The organism is Providencia sp. PROV116, from assembly GCF_028482485.1.
Taxonomy (GTDB): Bacteria; Pseudomonadota; Gammaproteobacteria; order Enterobacterales; family Enterobacteriaceae; genus Providencia; species Providencia rettgeri.
In genome coordinates this window covers 57,420-78,214 of record NZ_JAMPQO010000017.1, presented here as the reverse complement: position 1 = coordinate 78,214, position 20,795 = coordinate 57,420, and the positions used below count along the sequence as shown (strand labels likewise).

Sequence of the window (20,795 nt, the reverse complement as noted above, 5' to 3'; positions counted from 1 at the left end):
GCAAATGCACAATTTGTTATGAATTCGATCACAATAAAGTGATGGATAAAAAAATCGGCCACTTAAAACAAGTGACCGATATAAAATAAAGTGGGTTAATAATACAACATTAGAAAAAGGTTGGCATCTCCTCTATAACATCATATTTATCATCAACAAGATAAATCACTTTCCATTTATCAAATGTAATACAGGGATGAGATGTCCCAAAGATCAGTATATCGCCAACTTGGAAATCACAATTTTCATCAAAAGATAAAATGGCATGTTGGTCCATTAAACCGACTGTTTTCGCACTATTCGTTTGATAATAGACTGGCTTTCCCTCTCGATATTGCATTAGAGGCTGAGGCAAACCAGCATCAAAGGCGACATCCCTTTTTCCAAAATTAACAATCGCTCGTCCCTTCTCAGGTACTGACTGAATTAATGCCACAATTTCCATCGCTGGCATCAAATCGCCATCTAACTGGCAGGCCATACTATCCCTAACTTTCAATGCTCTCTGGGCTTCATCATAAATACCGTGGTCATGTGTAATATAGCATCCAGGGCGGATCACAAACCGAATAGGTTTAGAAAGATGAAACTCTGCCATTTTTTTACTGACCAGATCATACCAAACTGAACCTGCCCCAGTTATTAATAGCTCCCCTGAATAACGTACAAATACACCTAAGCTATCCAGTTTTTGACTGGTGGTTAACACTCGCTGTAAAAATTGCTGTATCTCTTCAATATCCTGTTGGGCATCATCGCTATGAATAACACCTTCATAGAATTCAATGCCAGCAATCATTAAAGAAGGGAGTTTGGTTAACTCATTTGCCAATATGATGGCTTCTTCTTCACTTCGACATCCACAGCGTCCACCATTAACCCCTAACTCAATCAGCACATTTATGGTTAAATCTAACGATGAAAAAATAGCCGCCAGCTGTTTTGCATGAATCACGCTATCAACACAACAATAAATATTGGCTTGATTTAATTGCACTAACTCTGCAAGTAATCGAATATTGGTTTTACCCACGACTTGATTCGCAATAATGATATTCTGAACACCTGACTCCACTGCCACCTTGGCTTGATACGCTGTTCCTACACTTAGCCCCCATGCACCTTGAGCAATTTGTCGTTTAAAAATGGCAGGCGTCATGGTGGTTTTACCGTGTGGAGACAACGAAACATTCGCCACATTCGAATAATGCTGCATCCATGCAATATTATTTTCCAGTTCATTACGCTTCACTACCACCGCAGGCAAACACACATCCTCATGTAGAATGTTTACCGAAATACCTTCCTGATTTAATGTGGCTGATTTATGCCCTACGCCTGCTAACACATTCAGTTTCGTCATTTTCTTCCCTCAACTTGCTGGTTACTGGCTTTTGGCTGTGTTTTCTCTCTCGTGAGTAATATTTTCTAGTACTTCTTCACGACTGAGTTTATTTTTTGGGGTTATCAATGTCACAACAACAGCACAGACCAAACTGATGGCTAATGCAGGGATTACTGGGTTGCCTAATTTTGCAGACCACTCTGGCGTCAAAATAATCGTTAATGATGTTGAACTCCCCGCAACCAATGCAGCAATACAGCCTTGCCAGTTAAAACGATGCCAGAATTTACCCAATAACACGGTCACACACAGGCCTGACATAATCATTGATATCATTTTGGTAATGTAGCCGATAATGTCATTCGAAGTTAATGCAAAGACAAGTGCTAACAAGATGACGCCAAGTAAGAAGATACGAGATAAATTGATCGCTTTCTCAGGTGGAGGCATCCTACCTGTTACCATCGTATAGATATCACGTAGGATAATAGAAACACCCGCGATAGCATCTGAGCTGCCTGATGACATATTGGCAGACATACCTGCAATCAATACCACCATCGCTAACACGTGCGGTAAAGCATTAGTTGCATATAAGAAAGCAAAGCTGCTGTTTTCTAAATTCGGCTCCATCACATGCGTTGCCATCCCGATAATCGCAGGTAGGAACGAAAACCCCATATACAGTAACCCTGTAATAATAAAGGACTGGCGGATAGCTTTAGTTGATGCTGCTGAATAAATACGTTGGCGATATGACGGTGTCGCTAATACACCAATGCCAATGACCACAGCCAATGATATCGCAGGTAAAACGCCTAATTTACCAATACCGAATAAAGTAAAGGCGTCAGGGTCTGTACTCTTAACAACAACATCCCAACCACCGACATAGCTTACCGAAGCAACCGCTAGAATGATAAACCCGAGGAATAAAACAATTGATTGCAGTGTATCAATCCATGAAACCGCTTTATAGCCACCAATCCCCACGTAAAAAACAAAGCCAACTGCGATAATGATCTTCGCAACAGTAATATCAATATCTGCCGCCCATGCTAGGTATAAACCGCCGCCAAGAATATGAGCGCCCAGCCAGCCTATCGATGCTAAAAATATTAATAACGCAACCAAGTTTTTCACTAAACGGCTGCCGCCAGTGTAATAGCAGATCTCTTCACTCATGGTCATAAAGCGATAATTTCTTACTGGCGCAAATAACCAAGCCGTTAGTAAGATCCCCGTCGCTCCACCAATCCCATACAACATTCCCGCCCAACCATTGGAATAACCAAAACTGACTGCACCAATACTTGAGCCCGTTCCCACCATCGTACCGACAGTTGAACCGAGAGTGAGTAGCATAGGGAGCTTTCTGCCCCCAAGAATGAAGTCTTCACCGGTTTTTTGATGCCTTGTTACATACCAACCCACAAACATCATCACAAATGCATATAACAAAAACCACATTAAGAAATTATTATGTTCCATAGTAGCCTCTCATCGCCTTAGCAATTAAGATTTGAATTTGCTGTTGAAGCAGGTGATATCCACTTCAACCATACAATCGACGACAAGGTCAGCGACAAAGCACACCCGCGCAGGTGGGTTATCTGCAAAGAATTGCTGAAATACTTTATTAAAAGATTGGAAATAGCGCGCATCACTTAATACCACTTTCATATGCACAATATCTTGCGTAGCAAATCCCGCATCTTTCATAATGTTTAAACAATTCTCGATAGCTAATTTAGATTGAGCGATAATTCCGCCATCAATCACTTCCCCGTCAATCATGGGTGTTTGCCCTGAAACATACAGCCATCCGTCAGCTAACACGGCTTTAGCAAAAGGCAAAGATTGCCCGCCAGTACCTTTTGAGCCTTCAATTCCGAATCTTTTAATCATTTTTTTCTCTCTTTTATTTATTTCTTTCTAAGAATTTACCTGCTCTATTCCCTGTCATTTCTTTTTTGGTATAGGTCAGAACACCATTAACAAACACATATTCAATGCCATCCGCTTTTTGTTTTGGGTCTTGGAATGTGGCTGTTTCATTAATTTTTTCAGGGTCAAATACAACGATATCTGCGAAATAATTTTCTTGGATAAGGCCTCTATCCTTTAAAGAAAAACGTTGTGCTGACATGCCTGTCATTTTGTAAATCGCGGTGGTCATTGGGAAAAGCTGCTCATCACGGCTATAGTGGCTAATAACTCGAGGGAAAGTTCCCCAAAGACGAGGATGTGGATTAGGGTCACGTGGTAAGCCATCAGAACCCACCATACTGCTTGGGTGCTGTAACACACGACGCACATCGTCTTCGTGCATTTGGAAATAAATCGCTCCCGCAGGCACAATTTTTTCAGCAACTTGGAAAATATCGCTACTCCACATAGCCGCTATTTCTTTTAATGTTTTACCTGCGACTTCAGGGAATGGTGTCGACCAAGTGACTAGAATGTCATAATCTTCAGTGACTTGTGTTATATCTAAGTTTGATGAACCCGCACGATATGGATAACAATCGCAATTGATATCCTGCATAGCTTGGTATTTTTCAATGAGAGCCAGCGTTTCTTTTGTGCGTCCCCAGTTTTTTGCCCCAGCACACTTATGGTGGGAAATTTGCACAGGAACTTTTGCATGACGACCAATATGGAAGGCTTCATGCATCGCATCAATGATACCGTCATATTCAGTTCGCATATGAGTGGTATAAATTCCCTGATGCTCTGCTAATAATTCAGCCAACTCACAAATTTCTTCGGTCGAAGAATTAATCGCGTTACCGTAAGATAAACCAGTGCTTAGCCCTAAAGCCCCTTCATCTAACGCACAGGCCAATACTTGCTTCATATGAGCGATATTGTCTGGCGTCGCGGGCTTTAATAAGTCTGTCACACAATTATTTCTTAAGGTTGTATGCCCTATTAATGTCGCGACATTAACAGTTGGCTTCACATTATTAATTTTTTGTTTATAACTGGCTAAATCAGCAAATTGAAATTCGCTTAATTCACCTAATAAATTAATTGGGTCAGGAACTTCGTCCTTTAATGTTGCACACGCTGCACTGATACCACAATTACCGACAATAATTGTCGTTACACCTTGTGATGTTTTTTCGATATATTCAGGCTTATCAATCACAATTAAATCGTCATGAGTATGCACATCAATAAATCCAGGTGATAAAATTAAACCTGAGCAATCAATTATTTTTTCAGCATCTTCACTTATATTTTTTGATATTTTAATAATCCATTCATCTTTAACGGCAATATCACTGACAAACTCACTTTTACCACTACCATCTATTACAGTGGCATTTTTAAAAACATAATCGTATTTCATTTGAATATCTCTTTAAGATTAATTAGTTTGATTTTTAAATGCGATATATGCAGATATAAATGCTTTCGCTTTTTCTCTGGTTTTCTCTGGTGTTTGGCCTATTCGATAAAGATCATTTCCCAACCCTGCACCATGGCAGCCAATACTTAGGTATTCATGCAAGTTATTCGGCGTGATACCTCCTACCGCATAAATGGCAATATTTTTTGGGATCACTGACATCAGCGATTTCACATAATTAACCCCAAAAGGCGCAGTAGGAAAGATTTTTAAATTAACAGCACCAGCGTCAATCGCGGTAAAAGCTTCTGTTGCTGTTGCACAACCTGGAAATATTTCCATCTTATTTTCAAGAGCAGTCGTGATCACAGAAACGTTAATGTTAGGTGTGACAATAATTTTAGCGTTCATTATTGCCAACTTTTCAACATTGCTTTTATTGAGCACAGTACCGGCACCGATTTTTAATTTATCGCCGTAGTTTTCAATCGCTAATGGAATACTTTTTTCCCACTCGGGAGAGTTAAGAGGAATTTCTATATAATTAAAACCTTCATCTGCAAGGATAGCGATATGTTCTAAAACTTCGTCAGGTTTTATTCCCCGTAATATTGCAATAAGCGGTATTTCATTTTTAGAGTTCATAACAATCACCTAATAAAAAACCATTAATAATATTTATTTGCATTGCGTTTCTTTTAATATTGAAATTGCACCCAATCCAGAAAAAGGCTGTTCCTTTTTATCGTCTAATAGGTGTATTTCCCCAGTGAAGTAACTATCATTTTTAATTAACTCTTTAAGTGCATCCGCTAAAATAGGTTTTCCACTAATAACAATTTTTATATCGCTAGTAATATTAAGAGCTTGGCTATGTTTTATTGCGAGTAAATCTGACGCCAAAATAGCTCCCAATAAAAAACTTGAGCGTTGGTCAAGTGTCGCTTCCGTGAAAAGGTCTAGTAACCTCACCGAAAAACAACTTCTCGCAATCCCTACTTGCAGACTAAGCTCAGCACCTTTGCGTAAATATTCTTTATCTAAACATTGAACAAATTGGTGTTCTAAAGAACTGGCTAAGATAGTCTGGTGCGTTAATGTATCGAAGATTTCCCCTGCCATCGTTGTTGCCAATGCAACCACATTATTATTTTCATCAAGACGTACAAACTTAGAATGCGAGCCGGGCAAAATGACTAAGGCAGGGCCAAGATCCGGTTGCTGTGTTAGAATGCCAAAAACTTCAACTTCTTCACCACGCATTACATCTATACTTTCAATTGAATCAAACGTCATATTTGCCACGTTATTTTTAACGCCTGGTATAAAAATAATCGGTTTTTCACTGATCTCCTTGATAACACAAGGCATTGTGGCTTTAGCAAGTTGCTGCATTGAAACCGGGGTCACTTGGTGAGGTAAGTGACACAGCCCAATTTCGGATGTAATCATGCCAGATGCAACGAGCTGATAATTTTCTCTTTCTTCAGCACTCACTCCTAACAACAGCTTATCTAGTACTATTTTTATTGATTGAATTAACAGCGTTTTATCGCCATTTTTTGCACAATCCCTAATACCAACTTCAACACTTTGTTCACGAACAACCGCGTTATTTTTCCATGCTCTAACTCGGGTATTCGTTGTCCCTGTATCAATGGTCACTATCAACATGTTTATCCCTTTAAAATAACGGAACGTCGTTCCTTTTTTAAGGACATATATTAAAATATAGGAATATCGTTCCGTTTTTATAAGAATAACGACAGCGATCACAATCAAAAAATCAAATTCAATGAAGATCAATACATTACGTACTGCATGTTTTTTCAGAGAAAAAAATTGCATCGAGGTAAAAATGGAACGACGTTTAAATAATGAGTACAATGAAAGAGCTTAGCGTGAGTGAGGAGCCTACGATGACGAAAGAAAGTCAAGCAAACTCGTCGAGTATCGACAGAGTACTGACCATACTTGAAGAGATTAGTAACCATTCTGACGGAATTTCTTTGGCCGAATTGGTCAAGAATACGGAAATTCCAAAAACCACGGCTTTTCGCGTATTAGAAACACTAAAAGAACGCCAATATGTCAGCTTAGACCATCTTACAGAACGCTATAACCTTGACTTAAAAAGCCTCGAATTAGGCATTAAAGGCTTAATGAATGTTAATTTAGTCGAAGTTTCAATCCCTTATTTAAAAACGTTGTCGAGTTCAACGTTTGAAACTTGCTTTTTAGGGGTTTATAACAGTGGCCATGTGGTCTATCTCTATAAAAGTGAAGGAACGCTATCCATTCAAACTTCCGCAAAACTGGGTGCTCGACTACCCGCTTATTGTACTGGTATAGGGAAAGCTTTATTAGCCTTCCAACCGTTAGAAGAAATTGATGCAGTACTGGATAAACCGTTAACCAAATACACTGAAAAAACAGTTATCGACCGCATGAAACTGTATGAAGTTTTGGCTGATATCCGTATAAAAGGTTTTTCTTTAGATGATGAAGAAAATGAAGAAGGGCTTACCTGTGTAGCTAGGCCGATATTTAATTATACCGGTAATGTGATCGGCGCGATTAGTGTCGCTGGGCCGACTCACAGAATGGTTTCCAAAATAGACCGTGTTAATGAAGAACTTGCCCACGTTTGCTTACTGATTTCCCGCCGCCTTGGCTATATCGAGCCAACCAGCACTAAATAAAACAAAAAACCCCATCTCATATGAGATGGGGTGCCAAAATAGCAATATTTGTTGTTTACACAAGAACAAGTTGTACAAAAGCAATGTACTGGCCCACCTCCTTGTGGAACCCAACCTAATGGCGATTTCTCACCAATTGATACCGACGAGTCAGGTATTCGATAGGTGCACTCCAAATGTGCACTAAACGGCAGAATGGGAAGAGTAAAAATATCGTCATCCCCAACACAATATGCAGTTTAAAAACGATGCCAACACCTTCAAGGTAATTGGATGCCCCCCAATGGAATGTCACAATAGACTGCGCCCATCCCACTAATTTCAGCATTTCGCTGCCATCCATATGTTGTGCTGAGAATGGAATGGTAAGTAACCCTAAGCAAACTTGCACCACCAGCAAGGTTAAAATCATGATGTCACCGAAGGATGAAGTTGCTCTCACTCGTGGGTTTGTTAGTCGGCGCTTCAATAGCATCGCGCCACCAATTAACATCATCACACCTGCTGCGCCCCCACCAATCATTGCCATTAACTGCTTAATATGCATTGGCAAGAAAGATTCATACATCCAGTGAGGCGTTAGCATGCCTAAAAAGTGCCCAACAAAAATCCCAATAATCCCCAAATGAAATAAGTTTGATGCCAAACGCATGTTCTTTTTATCCAACATTTGGCTGGAACCCGCTCGCCACGTGTATTGCCCATAATCGTAACGTAACCAACTACCGACAATAAATACCGTCCCAGCGATATAGGGGTAAATATCGAAGAAAAATTGATTGATAAAATTCATTTTTGAACTCCTACATGGCTGCTGCCCACACTGAGATCCAAATATTGTGGTACCACCGCATTGGCGAAGCGATGTTGATGTGCCGCCACTTCGCTACCACATGTTTTTTCATCGGCAAAAAATTTCACTTGCTCCTCTTCCCAAACCGCATCTAATGCCTCTGGGGTGTCATCCCGTACTTCGGTTGCCACTTGTTTGCTTAATTGCTCCGCCGCAATATCGCTATGAGAAAGCTCAAGTAAAAAATCAAATAAAACAGAGAAACGGCTTTCTCGCTGTTTCAGCCTTTCCCCTAACAACGCTAAAATTGGCGCAATATCCTGTAACCCCTCGATAGTTTCATTGGTCGTTAATACCGTTAGATATTCCAAATAAATGGGCAAATGGTCGGGTAATTCACGGCAATCGATTTGCAAACCGTGTTGCTGATATTGAGCCATTAAATCAACCATCGCTTGTCCTCGGTCTCGGGACTCACCGTGCACATGCTCAAATAGCAATAATGATGTTGCGCGGCCTCTATCAAACAGCTCACAATATTGCGCCTGCATATCAAGTAAGTCTTCGTTAAGATACTCGCGCACAAACACCATCAATTGAACAGCCCGTGTGACAGGCAGCTCATCAGCCTGTTCTAGTGCTTCAATGAGCTCATCGCGATGTAACCAAAGTGCTTCAGAAGGGTATTCCAATAACCGAGAAATCACTTTTAGTGTCATCATAGTGCTTTCTCCTGATTATTTTTTGGTGTGATATCAATGGCATCAATTCGCCTGCTATTAAATAAATTCGCTTTGCTATCGCTGCCATGGCAACCATCACCAAAACTAAAGCCACAAGCTTTGGCTTCAGGGAATGCTTCGCGTGCCAATTCTCGATGACTGGATGGAATGACAAAACGGTCTTCATAGTTAGCAATGGCTAAATAGCGGTACATTTCTTGTGCCTGAGCTTGTGTTAAGCCAACTTGTTCTAACGCGCTGGTATCACATTGGTTTTCCACGGTTTCTGCCCGTTTGAAATGGCGCATCGCTAACATACGTTTTAACGCCAATAACACCGGCTCGGTATCCCCCGCCGTTAACAAATTCGCAAGGTATTGCACTGGAATACGTAAGCTTTCTACATCCGGCAATACACCGTTATTGGCTAAGAGCCCTGAATCTGCCACTGACTGGATCGGTGACAAAGGTGGCACATACCACACCATTGGTAACGTGCGATATTCAGGATGCAGTGGCAGAGCTAAGCGCCATTCCATCGCCATTTTGTACACTGGGGATTTCTGTGCCGCATCGATCACACTTAATGGGATCCCTTGTTTTTGCGCTTCTTCAATCACTTTTGGATCATGAGGATCAAGGAAAACATCAAGTTGGCTCTGGTAAAGGTCAGTTTCCTTTTCTACACTGGCCGCTGACTCAATTTTGTCCGCGTCATACAGCAATACCCCTAAATAACGGATACGACCAACACAGGTTTCAGAGCAGACCGTTGGCATGCCTGACTCAATACGTGGATAACAGAAAATGCATTTTTCTGATTTACCACTTTTCCAATTGAAATAGATTTTTTTATACGGGCAACCGGTTAAACACATACGCCAGCCGCGGCATTTATCTTGGTCAATCAACACAATACCGTCTTCTGAGCGCTTATAAATTGCCCCACTTGGGCAGGTCGCGACACACGCTGGGTTTAAACAATGTTCACAAAGGCGTGGTAAATACATCATGAATGTATTTTCAAACTGCCCATACATCTCTTTTTGAATATGTTCAAAGTTTTTATCTTGGGCTCGCTTGGCGAATTCACCACCTAAATCATCTTCCCAGTTTGGTCCCATTTTGACATTACTCATTCGCTCACCCGTAATTAATGAACGAGGACGTGCTGTCGGTACGTGCTTGCCTTCTTTGGCATTTTTTAAATGGCCGTAGTCATAATTAAACGGCTCATAATAATCATCCAAGGCAGGTACATCTGGGTTAGCGAAGATTTTCGATAAAACACCCACTTTGTTTCCCATCCGTGGAACCAATTTACCCTTAATGGTGCGGATCCAACCGCCTTTCCATTTCTCTTGGTCTTCCCAATTTTGGGGGTAACCAATACCCGGTTTGGTTTCGACGTTATTAAACCATGCGTATTCTACCCCTTCGCGGCTAGTCCACACGTTTTTACAGGTCACTGAGCAAGTGTGACAACCAATACATTTATCAAGGTTTAGCACCATGCCGACTTGAGAACGAATTTTCATTATGCTTTCTCCTTTCCGCTCAAGGTCTGCTGGTAGGCATCACCTTCACCATCCAGCCAGTCAACCTGTTTCATTTTGCGAACAACCACAAATTCATCGCGATTAGAACCTACTGTCCCGTAATAATTGAAGCTATAGGCAAGGTGCGCATAACCCCCAATCATATGGGTAGGTTTCGGGCAAACACGCGTGACCGAGTTATGAATTCCGCCACGTTGAGCCGTAATTTCAGAGCCGGGTAAGTTGATCAGCCGTTCTTGGGCGTGGTACATCATGATCATGCCATCAGGAATACGTTGGCTAACGATCGCTTTGGCGGTTAATGCCCCATTACTGTTAAAAGCTTCAACCCAATCGTTATCCTCAACACCCAGTTCGCGGGCATCTTCTTCGCTAAGCCAAACAACTGGACCACCGCGGCCTAACGTCAACATTAATAAGTTGTCACTGTAAGTAGAGTGGATCCCCCATTTTTGGTGCGGTGTTAAAAAGTTCAGTGCTTTTTCAGGGAATCCATTCGATTTTTTCCCCATAAGAGGCTGAGCCGCTCGAGTGTCAATCGGTGGGCGATATACCACAAGGCTTTCCCCAAAGGCGCGCATCCATTCATGATCTTGATACAATTGCTGACGACCACTAAGCGTCCGCCATGGGATCATTTCATGTACGTTGGTATAACAAGCGTTGTAGGAAACATGTTCATCTTCTAAACCTGACCACGTCGGGCTGGAAATGATCTTACGAGGTTGTGCCACAATATCGCGAAAACGGATTTTTTCGTCTTCTTTATAACGTGCAAGATGAGTGTGGTCGCGGCCCGTTACTTTGCTTAACGCATCCCATGCTTTTACTGCCACTTGTCCATTGGTTTCAGGCGCGAGTGTTAAAATGACTTCTGCGGCATCAATCGCTGTTTCAATTTTTGGTCGCCCTGCATTAGCCCCCTCAGGTTGAGTTTTATTGAGCTTTTTCAGGAAATCAATTTCATCTTGCGTATTCCAACTGATGCCCTTACCACCATTACCCAGTTTATCCATGAGTGGGCCAAGAGAGGTAAAACGTGCATAAGTGTTTGGATAGTCACGCTCAACACAGATAATATGCGGCGCTGTTTTCCCTGGAATAAGCTCGCATTGCCCTTTTTTCCAATCTCTAACATCAAAAGGCTGTGCCATCTCGGCTGCACTATCATGTTGAATCGGCAACGTCACCACATCCGTTTCTTTGCCTAAGTGCCCAGCGCTGACCTCAGAAAATGCTTTGGCAATCCCCTTATAAATTTCCCAGTCGCTTTTGGATTCCCAAGCTGGGTCGACCGCAGCTGACAATGGATGAATAAATGGATGCATATCCGAGGTATTCATATCGTCTTTTTCATACCAAGTAGCGGTCGGTAAGATAACGTCCGAGAACAGGCAGGTGCTCGACATTCTGAAGTCGAGAGTCACCACTAAGTCAACTTTCCCTTCTGCCGCTTTATCTTGCCATTCCACTTCTTCAGGTTTGACGCCGCCTTGTTGGCCTAAGTCTTTGCCTTGAATACCATTTTCAGTACCCAATAAATATTTCAATAAATATTCATGACCTTTCCCTGCAGACCCCAATAAATTTGAACGCCAAATAAACAGGTTACGTGGGAAATTTTGAGGATCATCAGGTTGCTCTGCTGCAAAGCGAATATTCCCTTCTTTCAATTGCTTAACAGTATAGTCTGTGGGTGACATACCTGCATTTTGTGCATTCTTCGCAATATTTAATGGGTTTACATTTAATTGTGGCGCTGACGGCAGCCACCCCATGCGTTCTGCACGTACATTCATATCAACTAAACTGCCGCTAAAGGCGAGTTTATCGGCTAGAGGCGACAGCAACTCTTCTGTTCCCACCGTTTCGTAACGCCATTGGCTTGAATGGTTATAGAAAAAAGAGGTGCTATTCATATGACGAGGTGGGCGCTGCCAGTCCAAACCGAATGCTAAAGGTAACCAACCCGTTTGTGGACGTAATTTTTCCTGCCCAACATAGTGAGACCAGCCGCCGCCGCTCTGCCCAACACAACCACAGAAAATCAACATATTGATAATCGCACGGTAAGTCATGTCCATGTGGTACCAGTGGTTAATCCCTGCCCCGACAATCACCATCGCACGACCGTGAGTTTTCTCTGCGGTATCCGCAAATTCACGGGCGATACGAATGATATTTTGGCGGCTAACCCCAGTAACTTTTTCTGCCCACGCCGGTGAATACGCTTTCATATCATCGTAATCAACCGCACAGTTTTCATCACCAAAACCACGGTCAATGCCGTAGTTAGCAAGCATCAAATCATACACACTAGTAACCAGTGACTCGCTGCCATCGGCAAGCTGAATACGTTTCGCAGGTAATTTATGCAGTAAGACGTCTTTCAGTTCAACGCTTTGAAAATGCTCACTTTCTAAACCACCAAAGTATGGGAAGCCAACCTCAACAAATTCATCATGGCTATCTGCCAAGCTGAGTTTCATTTTTATGTCATGTACATCTTGTCCCGCACGCGGCTCTAAATTCCATTTTTGGCTATCATCCCAACGGAATCCCATTGAACCTTGTGGAGCACATAATTCGCCCGTCTCTTCATCAATCGCGATGGTTTTCCATTCGGCATTTTTCTCTTCGCCTAATGAATTGTGTAAATCGGATGCGCGTAGCATACGGCCAGCAACATAAGAGCCATCTTCACGCTTATCTAGCATGACAAGCATCGGCATATCAGTGTAAGTCCGCACATATTCACGGAAGTATTCTGCTTCACGTTTTACATGGAACTCATTGAGGATCACATGCCCCATCGCCATTGCCATGGCGCTATCTGTTCCTTGTTTCGGGTTCAACCAATGGTCACATAATTTGGCAATTTCCGCGTAATCCGGCGTCACCGCGACTGTTTTAGTCCCTTTGTAGCGGACTTCTGCAAAGAAGTGAGCATCTGGCGTACGGGTTTGCGGAACGTTAGAACCCCAAGCAATAATGTAGGATGAGTTGTACCAATCCGCTGATTCAGGTACATCAGTCTGTTCGCCCCAAGTCATTGGGGATGCGGGCGGTAAGTCACAATACCAGTCATAAAAGCTCAAGCATGAGCCACCAATTAATGATAAATAGCGCGCGCCCGAGGCATAGGAAACCATCGACATCGCAGGAATTGGTGAAAAGCCAACAATGCGGTCAGGACCAAATTCTTTAATCGTCGCGACGTTTGCCGCTGCAATCAGTTCATTCACTTCCTGCCAACTTGAACGAACAAAACCCCCACGACCACGAGCTTGTTTATAGCTTTGTGCCTTTTGTGGGTCATTGATAATAGATAGCCACGCTGCAACAGGGTCTTGCTGCTCTGCTTTTGCTTCGCGCCACAATTTAAGTAAGCGCTTGCGCATCATTGGGTATTTAACACGGTTTGCGCTATATAAATACCAAGAGTAGCTCGCCCCACGAGGGCATCCTCTCGGTTCATGATCAGGTAGGTCTGGACGAGTGCGTGGGTAATCCGTCTGTTGGGTCTCCCAAGTGACTAACCCATTTTTGACATAAATTTTCCAACTACAAGAGCCAGTACAATTAACACCATGGGTGGAACGCACGACTTTGTCATGCTGCCAGCGACTACGATAACCATCTTCCCAATCACGGTTTACATTTAATTCTTGCCCGTGATCACCTGAAAAGGTCTCGCCTAACTGCTTAAAATACCGAAATCTGTCTAAAAACTTGCTCATCGGATTGCCTCCAAAGAGACGGCGACCGGCGCCGTACATTGCTAAAATTGATTTTTATGACTTGTTATTATTTGTGTTTACGGCCATATACCAGCCATGTGATAAACACACAGGAAAGATAAAATACAAAAAACACTTTCATCGCATCTGCCGGTGACCCCGTCAGTGTTAGTGATGTACCGAACGCTTTTGGAATAAAGAAGCCACCTATTGCCCCAATTGCAGAAATAAACCCTAGAGCCGCAGCACTTTCTGTTACCGCCTCTTTTTGGGCTTCTTGCTCTGAAGCTCCTCTTAAGATGGCTTTGTCCATAGTTAATTTACGGAAAACGACAGCAATCATTTGGAAGGTTGAGCCACTACCTAGCCCTGCCGTTAAAAACAGCACCATAAATACGCCATAAAATGCTCCAAAAGAGCCTCCTTGGCCGTTTTCTGGTAACGTAAAAAATAGCAAGCCGGAGAAAACCGCCATGACCACAAAGTTCAGTAATGTGACTTTCACACCACCAAAACGGTCAGACAACATGCCGCCGACTGGGCGAGCTAGAGCTCCGAGAAAAGGGCCAAAAAAGGCAAACTTCAAAATAATGACGTCTGGGAACTGCGTTTTCGATAACATAGCAAAACCGGCAGAAAAACCGATAAATGAGCCGAATGTTGCCAGATATAACAGGCTTAATACCCATAGATGACCCCGTTTCAAAACAGGTAACTGCGCTTTAAGAGATGCCTTATTCGCCGCTAAATCATTCATGCCAAACCAAGCCATCACAGTAAAAAGCAGCAGAAATGGCACCCAAATCCAAGCGGCATTTTCTAACCACAACGTTGAGCCATCCGGCTGAGCCGCTCCAGCTCCACCCACAAAAGTAAATACGCCAACACCTACAATGAAAGGAGCCACCAATTGCATGACACTGACTCCTAAATTGCCTAACCCACCATTTAGACCAAGTGCCCCGCCTTGGCGAGCTTTAGGAAAGAAGAAGCTGATGTTGGCCATACTGGACGCAAAGTTAGCGCCAGCAAAACCACAAAGTAGGGAAATAATGACAAAGACTTGATAAGGCGTGGCAGGGTTTTGAATCGCATAACCTAGCCAAATACATGGGATCACTAAAAATAGTGTACTAATCGCCGTCCAGCGACGCCCACCAAAAATAGGAATAACAAATGAATAAGGGACTCTTAATAAAGCGCCTGAAACGGAAGGTAATGCGGTTAATAAAAATAATTGGTCTGTCGTAAAATTAAAACCCACTTTATTTAAGTTAACTGCAACTGCACTAAATAACATCCATACGCAAAATGCGAGCAATAAACATGGAATAGAAATCCATAAATTACGATTTGCAATACGCTGCCCTGTTTGCTGCCAAAACCGAGTATCTTCAGGACGCCAATCCTGTATAACTCCGTTATTTGACGGTGCAACTACGTTATTAACATTATCTCGTTGAGACATAAATCACCCCGATAAATACAATTTCTGTTCGCAGTGTGTGGCGAATAGACCACCGTGAAGCTGATCTAAATCAAGAGAGACTTAAATGAAATATTCGCGTTTTTTTTCGTTAACCACTAGAGGGGTATTAGGAGTACAAGCCAATAACAAATTGAATTAAAACAAAAAAATTTATTAATCGGTAATTTTATGTATTGGAATTTAAAGCGAATATTTTAATGGGATATTAAGGAGTAATACCGAAGTGGCATATTCAATTTTATATAATAGAGAAACAATATCTACGTTATCAAAAATAATGAATAAACATGTACCGTAGAAAGGATTATTTATGTCTATTGCTTATCACCGATTTTCAATCATTAACCAAGTTATTGGTTTAATGTTATTGATTGCCGTACTCGGTATTATTGGCATGACAATCTCAAATAGTATGATCATTAGTGTGCAAGGAAATGCACATGCAATTAATAAATCAGGCTCATTGCGGATGCAAAGCTATCATTTACTTTCATTAGTACCACTCAACCAATATTCTGACGTATATGTAAGTGAACTTGAGAAAAATTTATTAAGCGATGAACTGACCCAAGTCGTCGAAATAGAAGATTTAAAACCGCAATTTTCTGAGATTTATCAATATTGGGTTACAGAATTAAAACCTGCACTTAACCGTGCAGTTTCGCCTAATGATGCACGGCTTGCGGTCGTTACTTTTGTTAATAAGCTTGATGCATTAGTTCGCAATATTGATGAAAAAACAGAACGAAAGATAACCTATGTAGCAATCACTCAAATGGTATTTATTAGCCTCGTTTCGTTGCTACTTATTTTTGCTATCTGCCATTTTAGAAAGAAAATTTATACACCTTGGCTTAAGTTACTTCATATGGTGAATGCGATTAGTCACCAAGATTTTAGTCAGCGCTTTCCTGCAGGCAAAAAACAAGATGAGCTAAATTCACTGGGCCAAACGTTAAATCAAATGTCGGATGAGCTTGCACAAAGTTACCATCAATTAGAATCCCGAGTTATCGAAAAAACGGCTGACCTGCAAAATAAAAATAAAGTATTACTCTATTTATACCAATCTAATCGCACCTTACATGCCATTGGGCCATTATCAGTCAGGTTAGAAAAAGTATTATCTGAGCTTAAAAGCTTAATACCGCTACAGAATATCAGCTTGAGACTATACGAAGAAAATAATGATACCTACTTTCATGAAATTCATTGCCCAGAAAACGAAGAGCACTCTCTCAAGTCACCCAAGGTAACTGAACAACTTAAAGTAATATCATGGGAGATTTCCGATAACTTACAGCGTTATGGCATGATTTTGGCTGAAATAGATATAAATCAGCAATTATCTGAAGAGCAAAATAATTTAGTACTGATGCTAGTTAAACAAATTGCTGGAATGCTAGCGATGGAGCACCAATTAGAACAACAACAGCAGTTACTGATTATGGATGAACGCTCGGCGATTGCGAGAGAATTGCATGATTCAATCGCACAATCATTATCTTGTCTCAAAATGCAAATTAGTTATCTGCAAATGCAACCTAAAACATTGCCAACTAAGCACCAAGAACTATTAAACGAAATGCGTAATGAAATAAATTCCGCTTATAGCCAATTACGTGAACTTTTAACAACCTTCAGGCTAAAATTAACTGAACCCGGCTTATTCCCGGCTTTAGAAAGCACAATCCAAGAATTCAGTCAGCGCCTTGGTTTTCAAATTGGATTAAATTACCAAATTCCAGCAAAAAGCCTCTCCCCACATCAATCTATCCATATTATCCAGATAATCCGAGAAGCTTTAAGCAATATTCTCAAACATGCTAATGCAAACTGGTCACAAGTCTCATTAATTGAAAATAACGGATTAATCACCATGACGATAGAAGATAATGGGGAAGGGATTCAGCCTCAGCCAACAAAAAATAACCATTACGGATTGATTATTATGAGGGAGAGAGCTCTGAGCCTAAATGGGAAATATCAAATTTCGCCAAGAGTTCAAGGAGGCACTACTGTTAATGTCGAATTTCCACTGACTGTGGCTTAATTGAATTGGAGTAACTCATTAATGAAAAATGAAAATAAACTAACTGGGCAATCCACCATTTTACTGATTGATGACCACCCGATGCTACGTAACGGAGTTAAACAATTAATTAGTTTAGAACCCACATTAAAAGTAATTGGTGAAGCAGACGATGGAATAACGGGTATTAAAATTGCGGAAGAGCAAGACCCCGATTTAATCCTATTAGATCTCAATATGCCGGGTATGAATGGCTTTGAAGTACTCGATAGTTTACGTAGCCGCGAACTTTCAGGCCGTATTATCTTATTTACAGTATCCAATTACGGTGAAGACTTAATTAATGCATTAAAACGAGGTGCTGATGGCTATTTACTGAAAGACATGGAACCCGAAAAATTAATTATTGCATTAAAAGAAGCAGCAAGTGGTAAAATGGTCGTTAGCCCAACGCTCGCCTCTATTTTAGCTGAATCCTTAAGAGATAACCGAGCCTCTACAGAGCATAATTTATCGGCATTAACCCCAAGAGAAACCCATATCTTAGATTTAATCTCTCAGGGGCTATCAAATAAGATGATTGCTAATAAATTACAAATCACAGAGAGCACCGTCAAAGTCCATGTCAAACACCTACTAAAGAAACTCAATTTAAAATCACGCGTTGAAGCGGCTATTTGGGTTTTACAACAAAAGTAATGACACTGCACCTTAACTTAATGCATCAAGCCATGGCTGTTGTTTTGGGTAACGTCGACGATAGCCATGCATAGCAACAGATAATTGAATCAGATCCGTAAACCTTGTCGGGTCCAAACTGGTTTGCTTTTTAATTTGCTGTAACCGATAACTTAATGTATTTCTGTGAATGCCTAATTGCTGTGCGGTACTGCCTATTTCCCCATTTTGCGATAGGAATAACTCAAGAGTTTCAATTAAAATATCCCCCGAATCATGCAACAATATTTTATGGCAAATATCCAAAAAGAAATTAAATAGATAGCTATTTTCCAATTCATTAAAGAGGCATAAAGATGCCATTTCTTTAAATAGAAAAACTTGTTTATCGGGCACAGTTAGCCGGCCAACTTCAATGACTGAACGTGCGAAATGAACGGCATCCCTCACATGTTCCTGCGTATCTGCCTGGACACCAACACCAATATAATATTGGCTAAGCTGGCTATCTAGAATGAAATGAAGATTAGGAATAAATGATTCATTTTGATAATGAGTTGATGGAAATAGCATCAAAATTTCGCGGCTATTAAGCAATAACACATCACTTTTTTCCATGGCTGATAATTCAGTAATGATCGTATCGAGTATTTCAGGACGATACTGAATAGCTTCAATATTAATAATCACAGGAATAGTCGGTAAAGTGAATGCAAAACCAGAGTTATGCAGTTTGAGTAACGCACTGCGCCCCTGTGCTTGCGTTGTACTTTCTATAAACTGGACAAATAACATATCTCGCAAACGGTGCTGCCAGTTAATACTACGCCGCTCAATTTCTTGTTGAATTAGCAGCTCAGCCGTCAGTATGGCAAGCTCGGCATAACGCTGGATCACAACAGGGTCACCACTCACCCCAATGACTAATTCCACTTTATCTGCCACAACAATCGGATGGTTTATCCCCGGAGCTACATTCGAATAAGCTCGCGCTTCATTTTCATTGTAAATAGTGATCCGTTTGCCGCAGCGAATCACTTCCACTGCGGCTTCATGAATTTCACCAATACGCTTTTTTTCCCCTGAGGCGATAATCACGCCCTGACTATTAATCACATTGACGTTGTGATGGATAATCCCCATTGCACGCGTGACAATATCATTGGCTAATTTTTCAGTCAGTAGCATCTTACCGCCTCACTTTAGGGTTTTATTTGCTTATTCGGATTCGCTAGTACGGTTCGCAGCAAATTTTCTGCTGTATCTGCCAAGTAACGCTCACCATTTGTCATGGCTTGCTCAAGGGAAATCGGCCCAGGGCACAATGACCACATTGCACTAATACCATGTTGATATAGGATACGGCTATCTTCACTATATCCTCCACAAAGCGCAATAACAGGCACACCATAATGACTGGCCATACGAGCCACTCCCACAGGAGCCTTACCGTTCGCACTTTGGCTATCAAGCCGCCCTTCTCCTACAATGACTAAGTCCGCTTGTTGAATATAGGATTTCGCACCAAGGAGCCCCAAAACGAGATCGATTCCTTTTTCGAGCTTTGCCGAAACAAACCAACGAAGCCCAGCACCTAATCCACCCGCAGCGCCACTGCCCGCCTCCAGCGAAACATCTTTTCCCGTTATTGCTGACATTAATTTCGCATAGTGAGCCATTCCCATTTCAAGCTGATCAAGTGTGGCTTTGTCCGCTCCCTTTTGAGGACCATAAATATAAGTCGCGCCGTTATTGCCTAATAAAGGGTTTTCAACATCGCAAGAGACATTAAATTCAACCTTAGCGGCTCGCGAGTCAAATTTATCAAAATTAATCTTTGCAATATTAATGAGGTCTTTACCGCAAATTGGCGCCTCAATAAGCTGAGAATTTTTATCATAAAACAAAGCACCTAATGCTTGAGCAAACCCTGCACCACCATCATTAGTTGCACTTCCTCCTATTCCTATGACAATACGAGAGCAACCCATATCTAGTGCATGCTTGACCATTTCACCCAAGCCATAAGTTGAGGCATTTTCAACGCGACGATGCTCGCGTTCAACTAATTCCAGCCCACAGCATTGTGCCATTTCAATAAAAGCAGTTTTTCCCTCCAGCACTAATAACCCTGCATCAACCTTACTACCATAAGGTCCAGTACAGCTAAAAATGTAAGGTGTTACACCAGATAGCGCTGGGCTATGTTCCAGTGACTCCAACAAACCTTCTCCGCCATCAGATATGGGTAATAACGTCATATCTAATTCAGAGGATACACGCTTGAAACCCTCAGCAACGGCTTGACATGCTAACCTTGCAGAACAACTTCCCTTAAAGGAATCAAGTGCGATAACAATTTTCATGCAGACTTTCC

Annotated in this window: 16 protein-coding genes; 3 read left to right on the top strand and 13 right to left on the bottom strand. The window is 41.6% G+C overall.

Annotated features, from left to right (window positions below):
- Window positions 1-109: 109 nt before the first annotated feature.
- From PSE72_RS12565 to PSE72_RS12540, 6 genes are read right to left on the bottom strand one after another with little or no spacing between them, the layout of a single operon-like run.
- Window positions 110-1,363: an amino acid deaminase gene (locus PSE72_RS12565; RefSeq protein WP_217007820.1), complete on the bottom strand. Its 1,254-nt coding sequence runs from the start codon at window positions 1,361-1,363 to the stop codon at window positions 110-112.
- A gap of 21 nt (window positions 1,364-1,384) precedes the next feature.
- Window positions 1,385-2,836: a sodium:solute symporter family protein gene (locus PSE72_RS12560; RefSeq protein ID WP_004907804.1), complete on the bottom strand. Its 1,452-nt coding sequence runs from the start codon at window positions 2,834-2,836 to the stop codon at window positions 1,385-1,387.
- A 24-nt stretch (window positions 2,837-2,860) separates the two neighbouring features.
- Window positions 2,861-3,253, bottom strand: coding sequence for a RidA family protein (locus tag PSE72_RS12555; protein WP_004259329.1), 393 nt, complete (start codon window positions 3,251-3,253; stop codon window positions 2,861-2,863).
- 13 nt (window positions 3,254-3,266) lie between these two features.
- A complete protein-coding gene (locus tag PSE72_RS12550; RefSeq protein WP_217007821.1) occupies window positions 3,267-4,703 on the bottom strand; it encodes an N-acyl-D-amino-acid deacylase family protein in 1,437 nt (478 codons plus the stop codon).
- An 18-nt stretch (window positions 4,704-4,721) separates the two neighbouring features.
- Window positions 4,722-5,348 (bottom strand): 2-dehydro-3-deoxy-6-phosphogalactonate aldolase, encoded by a 627-nt coding sequence (locus tag PSE72_RS12545; protein ID WP_115168032.1) that lies wholly within the window; start codon window positions 5,346-5,348, stop codon window positions 4,722-4,724.
- A gap of 33 nt (window positions 5,349-5,381) precedes the next feature.
- Complete coding sequence (locus PSE72_RS12540) at window positions 5,382-6,377, bottom strand: 2-dehydro-3-deoxygalactonokinase (RefSeq protein ID WP_042851494.1); 996 nt, start codon at window positions 6,375-6,377, stop codon at window positions 5,382-5,384.
- A 245-nt stretch (window positions 6,378-6,622) separates the two neighbouring features.
- Between PSE72_RS12540 and PSE72_RS12535 the strand changes: the two genes are divergently transcribed.
- Window positions 6,623-7,405 (top strand): IclR family transcriptional regulator, encoded by a 783-nt coding sequence (locus PSE72_RS12535; RefSeq protein WP_004907793.1) that lies wholly within the window; start codon window positions 6,623-6,625, stop codon window positions 7,403-7,405.
- A gap of 115 nt (window positions 7,406-7,520) precedes the next feature.
- Here PSE72_RS12535 and narI read toward each other — a convergent pair whose 3' ends face one another.
- The 5 genes from narI to PSE72_RS12510 form a co-directional block, all read right to left on the bottom strand.
- The gene (narI, locus tag PSE72_RS12530; RefSeq protein ID WP_004907792.1) at window positions 7,521-8,198 is read right to left on the bottom strand and encodes a respiratory nitrate reductase subunit gamma; all 678 of its coding nucleotides are present in this window, start codon (window positions 8,196-8,198) and stop codon (window positions 7,521-7,523) included.
- Window positions 8,195-8,920, bottom strand: coding sequence for a nitrate reductase molybdenum cofactor assembly chaperone (gene narJ / locus PSE72_RS12525; protein ID WP_115168034.1), 726 nt, complete (start codon window positions 8,918-8,920; stop codon window positions 8,195-8,197). Before narJ ends, narI begins: the two co-directional genes overlap by 4 nt.
- The gene (gene narH / locus PSE72_RS12520) at window positions 8,917-10,458 is read right to left on the bottom strand and encodes a nitrate reductase subunit beta (RefSeq protein WP_109912751.1); all 1,542 of its coding nucleotides are present in this window, start codon (window positions 10,456-10,458) and stop codon (window positions 8,917-8,919) included. The genes narJ and narH overlap by 4 nt, the downstream gene beginning before the upstream one ends.
- Window positions 10,458-14,219: a nitrate reductase subunit alpha gene (locus tag PSE72_RS12515; protein ID WP_217007822.1), complete on the bottom strand. Its 3,762-nt coding sequence runs from the start codon at window positions 14,217-14,219 to the stop codon at window positions 10,458-10,460. Before PSE72_RS12515 ends, narH begins: the two co-directional genes overlap by 1 nt.
- 67 nt (window positions 14,220-14,286) lie before the next feature.
- A complete protein-coding gene (locus tag PSE72_RS12510; protein ID WP_102138107.1) occupies window positions 14,287-15,687 on the bottom strand; it encodes a NarK family nitrate/nitrite MFS transporter in 1,401 nt (466 codons plus the stop codon).
- 331 nt (window positions 15,688-16,018) lie between these two features.
- Between PSE72_RS12510 and narX the strand changes: the two genes are divergently transcribed.
- Together narX and narL are read left to right on the top strand one after the other, a co-directional pair.
- Window positions 16,019-17,761, top strand: coding sequence for a nitrate/nitrite two-component system sensor histidine kinase NarX (gene narX, locus PSE72_RS12505; RefSeq protein WP_217007823.1), 1,743 nt, complete (start codon window positions 16,019-16,021; stop codon window positions 17,759-17,761).
- Between the two features lie 21 nt (window positions 17,762-17,782).
- Window positions 17,783-18,439 carry a two-component system response regulator NarL gene (gene narL, locus PSE72_RS12500; protein WP_004907776.1) on the top strand — a complete coding sequence of 219 codons (657 nt, stop codon included), beginning with the start codon at window positions 17,783-17,785 and terminating at the stop codon, window positions 18,437-18,439.
- A gap of 12 nt (window positions 18,440-18,451) precedes the next feature.
- Here the strand turns inward: narL and PSE72_RS12495 are convergent, their stop codons facing one another.
- Window positions 18,452-19,606: a CdaR family transcriptional regulator gene (locus PSE72_RS12495; RefSeq protein WP_004907773.1), complete on the bottom strand. Its 1,155-nt coding sequence runs from the start codon at window positions 19,604-19,606 to the stop codon at window positions 18,452-18,454.
- A gap of 14 nt (window positions 19,607-19,620) precedes the next feature.
- Window positions 19,621-20,784, bottom strand: coding sequence for a glycerate kinase (locus PSE72_RS12490; protein ID WP_115168036.1), 1,164 nt, complete (start codon window positions 20,782-20,784; stop codon window positions 19,621-19,623).
- Window positions 20,785-20,795 lie beyond the last annotated feature (11 nt).

Bases quoted from the DNA above. Each gene is read 5' to 3' on its own strand.
- PSE72_RS12510 (WP_102138107.1), bottom strand. From the start codon at position 15,687: ATGTCTCAACGAGATAATGTTAATAACGTAGTTGCACCGTCAAATAAC.
- PSE72_RS12515 (WP_217007822.1), bottom strand. From the start codon at position 14,219: ATGAGCAAGTTTTTAGACAGATTTCGGTATTTTAAGCAGTTAGGCGAG.
- PSE72_RS12560 (WP_004907804.1), bottom strand. From the start codon at position 2,836: ATGGAACATAATAATTTCTTAATGTGGTTTTTGTTATATGCATTTGTG.
- narX (WP_217007823.1), top strand. From the start codon at position 16,019: ATGTCTATTGCTTATCACCGATTTTCAATCATTAACCAAGTTATTGGT.
- PSE72_RS12495 (WP_004907773.1), bottom strand. From the start codon at position 19,606: ATGCTACTGACTGAAAAATTAGCCAATGATATTGTCACGCGTGCAATG.
- PSE72_RS12490 (WP_115168036.1), bottom strand. From the start codon at position 20,784: ATGAAAATTGTTATCGCACTTGATTCCTTTAAGGGAAGTTGTTCTGCA.
- PSE72_RS12545 (WP_115168032.1), bottom strand. From the start codon at position 5,348: ATGAACTCTAAAAATGAAATACCGCTTATTGCAATATTACGGGGAATA.
- PSE72_RS12565 (WP_217007820.1), bottom strand. From the start codon at position 1,363: ATGACGAAACTGAATGTGTTAGCAGGCGTAGGGCATAAATCAGCCACA.
- PSE72_RS12550 (WP_217007821.1), bottom strand. From the start codon at position 4,703: ATGAAATACGATTATGTTTTTAAAAATGCCACTGTAATAGATGGTAGT.
- narJ (WP_115168034.1), bottom strand. From the start codon at position 8,920: ATGATGACACTAAAAGTGATTTCTCGGTTATTGGAATACCCTTCTGAA.
- narH (WP_109912751.1), bottom strand. From the start codon at position 10,458: ATGAAAATTCGTTCTCAAGTCGGCATGGTGCTAAACCTTGATAAATGT.
- narI (WP_004907792.1), bottom strand. From the start codon at position 8,198: ATGAATTTTATCAATCAATTTTTCTTCGATATTTACCCCTATATCGCT.
- PSE72_RS12540 (WP_042851494.1), bottom strand. From the start codon at position 6,377: ATGTTGATAGTGACCATTGATACAGGGACAACGAATACCCGAGTTAGA.
- PSE72_RS12555 (WP_004259329.1), bottom strand. From the start codon at position 3,253: ATGATTAAAAGATTCGGAATTGAAGGCTCAAAAGGTACTGGCGGGCAA.
- narL (WP_004907776.1), top strand. From the start codon at position 17,783: ATGAAAAATGAAAATAAACTAACTGGGCAATCCACCATTTTACTGATT.
- PSE72_RS12535 (WP_004907793.1), top strand. From the start codon at position 6,623: ATGACGAAAGAAAGTCAAGCAAACTCGTCGAGTATCGACAGAGTACTG.